Origin of the sequence: uncultured Methanofollis sp. (assembly GCF_937919355.1) — an archaeon.
Taxonomy (GTDB): Archaea; Halobacteriota; Methanomicrobia; order Methanomicrobiales; family Methanofollaceae; genus Methanofollis.
In genome coordinates, this window is sequence record NZ_CALFSA010000021.1 from 24,724 (window position 1) to 35,132 (window position 10,409).

Annotated in this window: 13 protein-coding genes and 1 pseudogene; 7 read left to right on the top strand and 7 right to left on the bottom strand. The window is 60.6% G+C overall.

Features of this window, described 5'->3' with window-relative positions:
* Positions 1-19: 19 nt before the first annotated feature.
* Positions 20-1,132 (bottom strand): pyridoxal phosphate-dependent aminotransferase, encoded by a 1,113-nt coding sequence (locus Q0520_RS01260; RefSeq protein ID WP_298665650.1) that lies wholly within the window; start codon positions 1,130-1,132, stop codon positions 20-22.
* Between the two features lie 7 nt (positions 1,133-1,139).
* A complete protein-coding gene (gene hxlB / locus Q0520_RS01265) occupies positions 1,140-1,739 on the bottom strand; it encodes a 6-phospho-3-hexuloisomerase (protein ID WP_298665652.1) in 600 nt (199 codons plus the stop codon).
* A gap of 111 nt (positions 1,740-1,850) precedes the next feature.
* Between hxlB and Q0520_RS01270 the strand changes: the two genes are divergently transcribed.
* A complete protein-coding gene (locus Q0520_RS01270) occupies positions 1,851-2,645 on the top strand; it encodes a site-specific DNA-methyltransferase (protein ID WP_298665655.1) in 795 nt (264 codons plus the stop codon).
* 6 nt (positions 2,646-2,651) lie between these two features.
* Here Q0520_RS01270 and Q0520_RS01275 read toward each other — a convergent pair whose 3' ends face one another.
* Positions 2,652-3,149 carry a ferredoxin-thioredoxin reductase catalytic domain-containing protein gene (locus Q0520_RS01275; RefSeq protein WP_298665657.1) on the bottom strand — a complete coding sequence of 166 codons (498 nt, stop codon included), beginning with the start codon at positions 3,147-3,149 and terminating at the stop codon, positions 2,652-2,654.
* On the bottom strand, positions 3,146-3,427 hold the full coding sequence (locus Q0520_RS01280) for a glutaredoxin family protein (protein ID WP_298665658.1): 282 nt from the start codon (positions 3,425-3,427) through the stop codon (positions 3,146-3,148). Before Q0520_RS01280 ends, Q0520_RS01275 begins: the two co-directional genes overlap by 4 nt.
* Positions 3,428-3,523: 96 nt before the next feature.
* Between Q0520_RS01280 and Q0520_RS01285 the strand changes: the two genes are divergently transcribed.
* Complete coding sequence (locus Q0520_RS01285) at positions 3,524-3,844, top strand: DUF1622 domain-containing protein (protein ID WP_298665660.1); 321 nt, start codon at positions 3,524-3,526, stop codon at positions 3,842-3,844.
* A 236-nt stretch (positions 3,845-4,080) separates the two neighbouring features.
* On the opposite strand, the gene nadC is transcribed toward Q0520_RS01285, so the two are convergent.
* From nadC to nadX, 3 genes are read right to left on the bottom strand one after another with little or no spacing between them, the layout of a single operon-like run.
* Positions 4,081-4,923, bottom strand: a complete 843-nt coding sequence (gene nadC / locus Q0520_RS01290; RefSeq protein WP_298665662.1) for a carboxylating nicotinate-nucleotide diphosphorylase — start codon at positions 4,921-4,923, stop codon at positions 4,081-4,083.
* Positions 4,924-4,930: 7 nt separating this feature from the next.
* On the bottom strand, positions 4,931-5,824 hold the full coding sequence (gene nadA, locus Q0520_RS01295; RefSeq protein ID WP_298665664.1) for a quinolinate synthase NadA: 894 nt from the start codon (positions 5,822-5,824) through the stop codon (positions 4,931-4,933).
* Positions 5,821-6,579 (bottom strand): aspartate dehydrogenase, encoded by a 759-nt coding sequence (nadX, locus tag Q0520_RS01300; protein ID WP_298665666.1) that lies wholly within the window; start codon positions 6,577-6,579, stop codon positions 5,821-5,823. Before nadX ends, nadA begins: the two co-directional genes overlap by 4 nt.
* A 134-nt stretch (positions 6,580-6,713) precedes the next feature.
* On the opposite strand from nadX, the gene Q0520_RS01305 reads away from it, so the two are divergent.
* From Q0520_RS01305 to Q0520_RS01325, 5 genes and pseudogenes are all read left to right on the top strand, one after another.
* A complete protein-coding gene (locus Q0520_RS01305; RefSeq protein ID WP_298665668.1) occupies positions 6,714-7,970 on the top strand; it encodes a tRNA (N(6)-L-threonylcarbamoyladenosine(37)-C(2))-methylthiotransferase in 1,257 nt (418 codons plus the stop codon).
* Between the two features lie 15 nt (positions 7,971-7,985).
* Complete coding sequence (locus Q0520_RS01310) at positions 7,986-8,519, top strand: hypothetical protein (RefSeq protein ID WP_298665670.1); 534 nt, start codon at positions 7,986-7,988, stop codon at positions 8,517-8,519.
* A 195-nt stretch (positions 8,520-8,714) separates the two neighbouring features.
* Positions 8,715-9,167 carry a hypothetical protein gene (locus tag Q0520_RS01315; protein ID WP_298665672.1) on the top strand — a complete coding sequence of 151 codons (453 nt, stop codon included), beginning with the start codon at positions 8,715-8,717 and terminating at the stop codon, positions 9,165-9,167.
* 255 nt (positions 9,168-9,422) lie between these two features.
* Positions 9,423-9,569, top strand: coding sequence for a hypothetical protein (locus Q0520_RS01320; protein ID WP_298665674.1), 147 nt, complete (start codon positions 9,423-9,425; stop codon positions 9,567-9,569).
* A gap of 203 nt (positions 9,570-9,772) precedes the next feature.
* A pseudogene (locus tag Q0520_RS01325) lies at positions 9,773-10,409 on the top strand (serine--tRNA ligase); the annotation flags it as partial.

Below are 10,409 nucleotides of genomic sequence, written 5' to 3' on the forward strand. Positions count from 1 at the left end.
CTGTTTGTCCTGGGCTACTTTAAGTCTCATCGACCGCTTCCCTGATCCGGCCGAGAGCACGCCGCAAGTTGTCCTGCGAGGCGGCATAACTGAGACGGGCATATGCGGGTGCGCGCGTACCGAAGGCGGTGCCCGGCACGATGATCACGCCTTTTGCGATGACCCTGGCGAAAAGGTCCGCCTCCATCGGCACAAAGGCATAGAAAGCACCTTCCGGTCTGGGGAAGGAGATGCCGAGGTCGGCAAGGCCGTCGCAGACAAGGTCGCGACGCCGGTGGTATTCCTCGCGCATCGCCGCGACAGGTTTCTGGTCACCGGTCAGGGCAGCGAGGGCGGCGTACTGCGAGATCGAGGTGGCGCAGGCCTGGCAGTACTGGTGGACCTTGATGCACTCGTCGATCACCGGTTTTGGTGCGGCCATGTAGCCGAGGCGCCACCCGGTCATGGAGTAGGTCTTCGAGGTGGCATTGATCGTGACCACGTCCTCGCCGAAGCGTGCCGCGCTCACATGGGGTTTCCCGTAAGTGAAGTGCTCGTAGACCTCGTCTGCGACGATGGTCACGCCCGCATCGGCGGCGTACTCCACCAGCGCCCTGATCGACTCCTCGCTCTCCACCATGCCTGTCGGGTTTGCAGGGGTGTTCAGCACGAAGAGGCGCGCACCATCCATCTGCTCCTTTGCCGCCTCCACGTCGATGTGGAGGGTGGCGTCGAGAGGGACGCCCTCAGGCCTGCCGCCGGCAAGGGTTGCAAGGGCCGCATACGAGACAAAGCCGGGATCGGCCATCAGGACGCGGTCCCCTTTCTCCACCAGCGCCTGCATCACGATGTGCAGGGCTTCGCTTGCTCCCGCGGTGACGATCACCTGGTCGGGCGTGTACTGGAGGCCGTTCTCGCGCCTGAACTTCTCTGCGATCGCCTCCCTCAGTTCAGGGATGCCAGCGTTCGCCGTATACCCGGTCATCCCGTTGCGGATCGCCCTGACCGCCGCCTCACGGATATGCTCCGGAGTCGGGAAATCGGGCTGACCGAGTCCGAGGTTGATGGCGTCCTTCCCCGCACCCTCGAACATCCGCCTGATCCCGGAGATCTCGATCCCGCGGACCCTCTCTGCAAACCTGTACCCAGTCATATGCCGGTCACTCGATATTGGCGTGCCTGCATTTGAGTGCTTCGACGTCTGTCTCCGTGATCTCCATCAGGCGAGAGACGATCGCATCGGAGAAGACCATGCATGCCGTCTCGAAGATCGTGCCCAGAGGGGCGAAAGACTTGTGTTCGCCCATCATCTGCCTGATCTCGAACTCGGCTGACTCGTCCTTCACCTCGTCGCGGTGACTCTCGACCTCGACCATGCAGTCGGCGATCTTCCCGATCCGGGAGTCACAGTTGGAGGTGATCAGGCAGACCCGGCCGCCGATCTCCTTTGCGGTCTCGGCGAGTTCGGCGACCGTCTTCGTCTTCCCTGAACCGGAAAAGACGACGAGGACGTCGTCGGCCTGCATGGCGGGGGTGATCGTCTCACCGACGACAAAAGACTGCAGGCCGAGGTGCATCAGCCGCATCGCAAATGCTTTTGCCACCAGACCGGAACGTCCGGCCCCGAGGACGTAGATCCTTTTTGCACAGAGGAGTTCGTGCAAAAATGATTCCACCTCCGTATCTGCGATCCTGTCGGCGATGGAAGTAATCCTTGATGCCATCAGGCGCATCATATCCTGGACTTCGTGGTTCTCCATGATCCTTCAGATAGGGTGGTCGTGCCAACTACATGAGAATATCGTGGATGCCCGGTTTCAGATGGGAAATGTCATCTTTCAGGAGGGCAATGTCTATGCAGACCGGTAGCAATGATGCAACCCTATTACTCCTGCGACGGCGTGACCCTCTACCATGGGGACTCTGTCGAGTGCATGAACGCCATGCCAGAGGGCTCCGTCGACCTCATATTTGCAGACCCGCCGTACAACCTCTCGAACGGGGGGTTCACCTGCCAGAGCGGGAGGAGGGCGCCTGTCGACAAAGGTGCGTGGGACCGGAGCGGTGGGATCAGGGAGGACTTTGACTTTCACTGCCGCTGGATAAAGGCCTGCGGTCGTCTCCTCCGCGAGGGGGGGACGATCTGGATCAGCGGCACCTACCACTCGATCTATGCCTGCGGGTATGCCCTCCAGAGTCTCGGCTTTCATATCCTCAATGACATCTGCTGGTTCAAGCCGAACGCCCCGCCCAACCTGAGCACGCGGGTCTTCACAGCGAGTCACGAGACCCTGATCTGGGCGCGGAAAGGAGAGGGACGCCACACCTTCAACTATGACGATATGAAACACGGGGCCTGGGACTATGATGTCCTGAAAAGGCCGGGAAAGCAGATGCGCTCTGTCTGGTCTGTCCCGACACCGAAGAGGTCGGAAAAGAGGGAGGGAAAGCACCCGACCCAGAAACCCCTCGCCCTCCTCCAGCGCGTGATCCTGGCGAGTTCCTATGAGGACGAACTGGTGCTCGACCCCTTTGCCGGGAGTTCGACGACCGGGATCGCCGCGTGCCTCCTCGGCCGCCGCTTTATCGGTATCGAGAAGGAGCAGGCCTACCTCGACCTCTCGGTCAGGCGTTTCCGGGCGCTCCTCGGCGAGGACGACGAGTGACGTCTCTCAGATGAAACGCTCGAACCGTTCCTTTCCTGCCTTGCAGATGGGACAGATCTCCGGCGGTTTTTCGCGGGCGCAGAGATAACCGCAGACCTTGCAGCGCCAGACCGGGAGGGGGAGATGCCCTGTGATCCCGCCGGAAGGGTGTGCCTCTCCTTTTTCCGGTCCGCCCGGCGGTCGGCGCTCGGGAACAGGCCGCCGCGCCTCCACCTTCCCGGACGCAACCCCTGCGGAGACGTAGAGGGCGCAGTAGCAGGCGCCATAGTCGGCGAGGTCAGGGTCGCGGTAGTCGCAGGGGCAGATGATGTCGAGGTCCCTCTCTTTCTCACCCGTGGCGAGGCGGCAGGGGCATGAAGGGTAGCTGTATCTTTCTGTGTTGGTCAGGAGTCCCCTGACAAGTCCCGCGACGAAGACCCTGTCGGGGTTGAGGCGGTACCCCCCGGCCTCGGCCTCCTTTTTCAGGCGGAGATATTCTCTCTCGACACGGTCGTCAGGGATCATTCCGCGAGGGCCTCCCTGATCTCGTTCTCCTGGTAACCGATGATCACCTTCCCGTTGACCACGAGCGTCGGAAACGAGCCGAGGGGGTTGTAGAGTTGCAGCATCTCGGAATAAGTCTGCTCCATCTCGACCTTCGGGAGAAGGTCAACAAAGACATAGTCGAAGGCGACGCCGAGTGTGGTAAGGAGTTCTTTGGTCTTTGCGCACCACCCGCAGGTGCTCAGGGCATAGAGGTAGATAGGGCCCCGGTCTTTGCCGTCCACATGTATCATATCCATGGTATCTCGATGCGAGGATGACAGGGGCATCACATAATGATTTCGGAATGATGGGATCAGAAGATTGATGTCTCTGCACCGCCCCCGCAGGCGTACATGCTCCTTGAGGTCTACGCCGCGGCCGCCGCCGTCTTCAGCCTTATCGGGGCCGTCATCATCATCTACGGCGGTGTCGGGGCAGCCGTTGGGACGCTGAGAAAGGAGGTGCTCGGGCGTCCCCTCAGGTACGGCGAGATCAGGCGGGAGTTCACCATAAGAATTGTCTTCGGCCTGGACTTTCTCATCGCCGCCGACATCCTCCTGACCCTTGTCACGCCCTCGCAGGAGGAGATCCTCTTCCTGGGGAGCATCGTCATCATCAGGACGATCCTGGGGTACTTCCTCACCAAAGAGGCGACCGAGTTCAATCTAGACTGAAAAATATTTTTTGTTGATTTTGTTGAATGGTTCATGAAATGAAGTTCCAAGCGGATCTACAGAGCCGATTTCTGAACCGGATGCACCCTCTTTATCAGCGTGACTGGGGGTTCTGATCAGTTCTGGGATAACATCTGGTAAACCCTGTCAGGGTATGCCAGTTCTGGAGGGTTGCACCGCAGCCAACAACACAAGCACAGCAACAGACCGAGCAAAAAAGAGGGAATGACGACGATTCACTTCCTGTCGGGCACAACGTCCAGACTGACGTCGACGTTCCTGACAGAGTGAGTGAGGGCGCCCATGCTGATGATGTCGGCCCCAGTCCGGGCATAGGCGGGGAGGGTGGTGCGGGAGACGCCGCCCGATATCTCGACAACGACCTTCTCTCTCAGGCCGGAGGTCATGAGGGCGGCCACTGCCGCCCTGACCCCCTCGGGTGTCATGTTGTCCAGGAGGACGATGTCAGCGCCGTACTCCGCCGCCCTGACGGCGTCTTTCGCCGACTCCACCTCGACCTCCACCTTATGGTACGGGGAGTGCGTCTTCGCCCGCCGCACCGCCTCCTCCAGGCCCACAAGGGCGAGGTGGTTGTCCTTGATCATGACCATATCGGAGAGGGAGAAGCGGTGTGACACGGCACCACCGAGCACCGCGGCCTTCTTGTCGAGTGCCCTGAGGCCGGGACAGGTCTTCCTGGTGGAGGCGACTCGCACCGCAGGGTCGACCGCCTGCACCGCCTCCACCGCCTCACGTGCTGCCGTCGCAATCCCGCTCATACGTCCCATGATATTGAGGGCAGTCCTCTCGGCAGAGAGGATTGCACGGGCAGATCCCCTGATCGCCATGACGACAGTCCCCGCGGCGACCATCTCGCCGTCCTTCACCTTTGCCACCGCTGTTGCACCGAGGTGAGAGAAGAAGAACGCCGCCTCCTCAACTCCGGCGATGACGCACGCCTCCTTCGCCCTGATCACGGCCGAAGCCGTCATATCGGCAGGGATGACGGCATCGCAGGTGAGGTCGCCAAAGGGGGTGTCCTCCTCCAGGAAAGAGAGGAGCATGCGTGCATCGACCATTCCCTTCTCACCTCTTGAGTGCGATCATCCTCTCGATGGCCCGGCGCGCCCCGGCGGCGACGCTCTCGTCCACGGTCACCCGGTGCTGCCCGTACTTCAGGGCCATGAGCACGTCCTCGGCCGTCGTCATCTTCATATCGGCACATTCCATGCCCTTGACTGCGTGAAAAACTGCGTCCGGGAAGGTCCGGCCGAGACGATAGGTCATCGCCTCCTCGGTGAGCACGGTCCACTGCGGGTGGAGGTGGGCCTGCCTCATCATTCCACCGGTGGAGGCGACAATGTCAGACGCTGCCTGCACCTCGGGACTGCACTCGGGGTGGCAGACGACCGCGTCGCCCTGCACCCGTCCGGCCTCGACGTCTGCAAGGGTGAACCTCTGGTGCACGGGGCAGTGACCGTCTGCAGGCAGGGGTAAGATGGTCTTCTCAGGTACCTGACCCCGTACATAGGAGGCCAGGTTGGCGTCCGGACCGACGAAGACCACGTCCTCGTCGAGAGACCTGACGACGTCGACGGCATTCGCCGATGTGCAGGTGATGTCGGCCTCTGCCTTGCACTCGGCCGTTGAATTGACGTACACCACGACGGCCGCGTCAGGGTGGACAGACCGTGCGTCCCGGATCATGTCGGGCGTCAGCGCCTGCGCCAGGGGGCAGGTCGCCTCTCCTGCCGGGAGGAGGACGGTCTTTGCGGGGTTCAGGATCTGGGCGGTCTCTGCCATGAAGTCGACGCCGCAGAGAACGATCACGTCGGCATCGGTATTTTTCGCACGAATCGCAAGTTCGAGACTGTCGCCGACGAAATCGGCGACGTCCTGCACCGCAGGCACCTGGTAGTTGTGGGCGAGGACAACCGCATTCCTCTCCTCCTTCAACCTGCTGATCTCGTCGGCTATCATGTCCCTATCCTCATGGGTTCGTCGAGATTCTTGAGCAGGGTCACGATGGACAGGGCAGCGAGATAACTTGTCGCCGGGTTGTCAGGGCTTGGCAGGTTCCGCACCGTGATCGTCGCGTCCCCGAAGTCTCCCTCGATGACGATCTCGTGGACGTTCCTGTCCACGGCAGGGTCTGCCCAGAGTTCCACGTCCACCGTGCGGCCGGCGGCGAGTTCAAGGGCGACAGAGACATTGGTGTTCTTCGGGTAGTGCTTGATGCACTCGTGTGCCGCTCCCGAGAAGAGGAGAGTGCGCTCGGCGCACTCGACATTGAGGGAGCGGGGGTTCTTCGTCGTCCTGAGGAGGAGGCGGTGGATCCCGGAGATCTGCCCGATCTTCAGGTTGTCAAGCCCGAAGATCGCTCCGCTCGGGATGTAGATCTTCCTGCCGAGCGACCGGGCGAGGTCATTGATGGCGTCCCGGAATTTTTTCTCGGCAAAGGCGCCGACACTCATCACCACGAGGTCCTTGCCATGTTCAAGGACCGCGGCGGCATGTGCCTGAGCGGCAGCGACAGAGGCCGCCTCCACAACGATGTCAAAATCTGCACTGAGGAACTCTTCGATATCCCGGAACACCCTTGCATTGCAGAGTGTCCCCAGTTCCTCCGCGCGCTCGGGCATCTGGTCATACAGGGCGACAATATCGACTCCCACATGGTTTTTGACTATTATATTGGCGATATTGCCGCACCCCAGCAGGCCTATCGTGAGCATTCATATATGATAGGCAGAGGCAGGGTTAAGCATTGTGATGAAACCCATAATGGCTCTTCCGATGCCGTCAAAGCGTGACAGGAGATGGGCCTTTGTCTGCAGAATGATATGGTCGGGCGCCCCAGTACATACCAATGGACCGTCTCACTGATCAGCGGGTGTATATCGAGACCTATGGCTGCACCTACAACCACGCGGATTCCATCAAACTGGCAGAGATACTCCGAAGTCAGGGCTGCACCATCGTCTCCGACCCGGCAGACGCGGACGCCGTCGTCATCAACACCTGCACAGTCATCGGCTGGACAGAGAGGCACATGCTCAGGAGGATACGGGCGTTTGCCGGGCGCACCCTCTATGTCACGGGGTGCATGCCTGTGGTTCAGGGAGAGGAGGTCCTCGCCGCCGCGCCGGACGTGCGGGTGATCCTCCCCGACGAGATCGAGCAGCGCTTTTCCGGCAGGTGCACGAAGGAGAAGGACGGCATCGGGATCGTCCAGGTGGCGGCAGGGTGCGCAGGGAAGTGTGCGTACTGCATCACGAGGTTCGCGCGCGGCCCCCTGCGGAGCCGCCCGATGGAGAAGATATGCCGTGAGGTCGGGGCCCTCGCGGGGGAGGGGGCCTGCGAGATCCAGTTCACCGCACAGGACGTGAGCGCCTGGGGTATGGACACCGGCGAGGCTCTTCCCAACCTGGTCCGCACCGTCAGTGCGGTGCCCGGAAACTTCAGGGTCCGCCTGGGCATGATGAACCCGGCGACCGTGAAGCGGATCCTTGTCCCCCTTGCAGAGGCGTGCCGCGACGGGAAGGTCTTCTCCTTCCTCCACCTCCCTGTCCAGTCAGGGTCTGACGCAGTGCTGGCGGCGATGGGGCGCGGCTACACCGTGGCAGAATACGAGGATATGGTCACCGTATTCAGGGAGATCTGCCCTGATGTCAGGATCTGCACAGACTTTATCGTCGGCTACCCGACAGAGACCGAGGAGGACTTTGCCGCGACCCTCGCTCTCCTCCAGAGGATCAGGCCGGAAAAAGTGAATGTGACGCGCTACTCGCCGCGGCCTGGCACGGCGGCGGCGGCCCTGAAAACACAGCCGGAAAGGGTCGCAAAGGATCGATCGCGTCTCCTCGACGCCGCTGCCAAAGCGATCTACGCGGAGCAGAATGCCGGTCTTGTCGGGACGACGGTCGAGGCGGTGGTCACGGCACGGAAGAAGGGAGGGTCATGGGTGGCGCGGGACGCGGCGTACCGCGAGATCGTCGTCCCCGGTGATTTCAGGCCGGGCGAATTGATTCCTGTCGAGATCACCGGGAACAGGACGGTCTACCTGACAGGGGTGCCGAAAGACGGTTTTCCACATCATCATATAAGGGCGCCGACAACCAGATAGCAGGGATACGATACCATGGACGAGATCGAAGCAGGGTACGCCGCCCTCATCAGGACGATCGACGAGGTGCGGGATGAGAAGGGAAAGTATGCCGGCGAACTCGCCGGGCAGGAGGGTGCGCTCCTCAGCAGGATGGCCGGGATGGCGGCGCCCCTTGTCGGGCAGATCGGCATGAACCTCCTGAAGAAGGGGCGGCAGGACCAGAATGGGGAGATCTTCAACGCCGAGTATTACCGCGAGCGCATGATCGTCCTCGGCAAGACCGAACCGATGCCCTACAGGCCCGACGACCCGACAAAGAAGGTGGACGACCAGTTCTGCGCCCTCAACGAGAAGGGGGAGTTCGTCGAACTTATGTACTCCTCGGACGGCCAAACCGTCGACTCATACACCTGTCCCCTCGGTCCGGAAGACGCCTTCGGGATCTACGGTTACGAGGTCATGCTCATGCTCTACCGGGCGCTCAGGGAATATCTCAAAGGTGAGGAGGGAATCGTTGCGGCGCTCGGCACGACCGTCGAATTCCTCAGGAACGAAAAGAAGGACTGAAACCGGTGACGAAGGCCGTACTTTGAAAACCACCCCGGTGGTTTTCATGGTAACCACTCATAGAACAAAGTTTTGGGGGGTTCTTCGAGAACAATCCTCTTATCCTGCCGTGATCAGGCGGAGGGACCGAAGTGCAGGATTGGTACTTGGGGAGCAGTCTTCACCTCTTATATGATCAGAGGGAGATTCCATAGTATGGATAAGGTCCCGCTTCTCATCCTTGTCGCCGGTGTGGTCATCGGCCTCCTCCTCGCCGTCGTCGAGAACATCTTCATGGGGATCTCGATCTTCGTCGTCCTCCTGACCGCGGCGATGTGCCTGCAGATCATGACCGAGACGAAGAACCTCCCTGCAGTCACCTGTCAACTCTCCGACGATGCAAAGTCGATCGTGATCGTTAATGGAGGCAACGCCCCGGCAGAGGCGATCCATGTCGCCCTCGTCCCCCTGAACATTGAGTTCGACGTGAAGGATCTCGGCGTCGACGGAGAGTATGCCTATGCCCTCTCCGCAATGGCCGAGGAGGTCAAGGCAGTCGTCACCTACAAAAACAGCGAGGGCCGGGAGTTTGGTCGTTCTTTCAAGCTCTCGTCCCTTGAGGAGAACGACCCCCTCAGGCCGGCCTTCCCAATGTTCTCCTGGAAGTAAGAGAGCAGAACCGCGGGGCAGAGTAGATCTCCCCGATTCTATTCTTTTGTATCCCGGCCATGCCCGGGTCAGATCTGCCCATATAAACTTCCTTTTCAGGAGTCACACATCCTATCCGGGCCCGTACAGGAGGGATCCGCTGGTCCTGGCATACCGACGCCCGTGGGCAAAACAAGATGAAATCCAGCAGGACTCAACGCCCATGGGCTGCACATCTGATCTCCGGTAATATCCGCCCTCGGCCATGTCTCGCCAGTGCCGGGGAAGGGAAAGGAGAGGGACTGGAAACCGCCCGGATTTGAGGCCGGCGGGCTCAGGGATAAACGCTTTGAGGAAGGAAAAGACGTCCTCTACAATACAGGGGATGTCGGACGAAGAGGCGCATGCACACAGTACGGCTGAACCAGTTCTCGTGAGGTCATACTGCAAAGTCCTGCACATCATCCTCGATTCGAGAAGAACAGCACTGATTGTGCACCCCTCAGCACCACAGCAGATAATATTGTAGATGAAGACTAATATCTCAGGCATTCAATCTTTACGGTACCCGGCCGGATCTCCGGCCCCAAACAACACCGCAACAGACGAGAGATGGTGGAAAATACATGCTTGAATTGAAGTTCATCCGCACACACCCTGAGATCGTCAGGGCAGACCTGCAGAAGAGGGGGGACACCGAGAAACTGGCCTGGATCGATGACCTGCTGGAGAAGGACAGGAGGAGCAGGGAACTCCAGGTCGAAGTCGACAGACTGAGAAACCGGCGCAACGTGATCGGCCGCGAGATCAACGCCACCAGAAAGGCAGGCGGGGACGCCTCAGCCCTCCTCAAGGAAGCGGCAGATATTCCCGGCGAGATCAAGGATGCCGAGGCCGAACTTGAGGAGATCAGGGACAGGGTCCACTTCTACCAGATGCGCATCCCCAACATCCTCCACGAGAGCGTGCCCGTGGGCAAGGACGACACGGAGAATGTCGAGGTGAAAAGGTGGGGCGAGCCGAAGGTCCCCTCCTTCGAACTGAAGAACCACGGCGAACTGGCGGTGGAGCACGACTGGGCCGACTTCGAGCGCGCCGTCAAGGTCGCCGGCGCCGGTTTCTACTACCTGAAAGGGAGGCTTGTCCTCCTGGATATGGCCCTCCAGCGTTACGCCCTCGACCTCCTGGTGGAGCGCGGCTACACCCCGATATCCCCGCCGTACATGATGAACAGGGCGGCCTACGAGGGCGTCACCGACCTTG

What these genes read in the sequence shown, in the direction of transcription:
- Q0520_RS01260 (WP_298665650.1), bottom strand. Translation starts at nt 1,132, where the DNA reads ATGACTGGGTACAGGTTTGCAGAGAGGGTCCGCGGGATCGAGATCTCC.
- hxlB (WP_298665652.1), bottom strand. Translation starts at nt 1,739, where the DNA reads ATGGAGAACCACGAAGTCCAGGATATGATGCGCCTGATGGCATCAAGG.
- Q0520_RS01270 (WP_298665655.1), top strand. Translation starts at nt 1,851, where the DNA reads ATGATGCAACCCTATTACTCCTGCGACGGCGTGACCCTCTACCATGGG.
- Q0520_RS01275 (WP_298665657.1), bottom strand. Translation starts at nt 3,149, where the DNA reads ATGATCCCTGACGACCGTGTCGAGAGAGAATATCTCCGCCTGAAAAAG.
- Q0520_RS01280 (WP_298665658.1), bottom strand. Translation starts at nt 3,427, where the DNA reads ATGGATATGATACATGTGGACGGCAAAGACCGGGGCCCTATCTACCTC.
- Q0520_RS01285 (WP_298665660.1), top strand. Translation starts at nt 3,524, where the DNA reads ATGCTCCTTGAGGTCTACGCCGCGGCCGCCGCCGTCTTCAGCCTTATC.
- nadC (WP_298665662.1), bottom strand. Translation starts at nt 4,923, where the DNA reads ATGGTCGATGCACGCATGCTCCTCTCTTTCCTGGAGGAGGACACCCCC.
- nadA (WP_298665664.1), bottom strand. Translation starts at nt 5,824, where the DNA reads ATGATAGCCGACGAGATCAGCAGGTTGAAGGAGGAGAGGAATGCGGTT.
- nadX (WP_298665666.1), bottom strand. Translation starts at nt 6,579, where the DNA reads ATGCTCACGATAGGCCTGCTGGGGTGCGGCAATATCGCCAATATAATA.
- Q0520_RS01305 (WP_298665668.1), top strand. Translation starts at nt 6,714, where the DNA reads ATGGACCGTCTCACTGATCAGCGGGTGTATATCGAGACCTATGGCTGC.
- Q0520_RS01310 (WP_298665670.1), top strand. Translation starts at nt 7,986, where the DNA reads ATGGACGAGATCGAAGCAGGGTACGCCGCCCTCATCAGGACGATCGAC.
- Q0520_RS01315 (WP_298665672.1), top strand. Translation starts at nt 8,715, where the DNA reads ATGGATAAGGTCCCGCTTCTCATCCTTGTCGCCGGTGTGGTCATCGGC.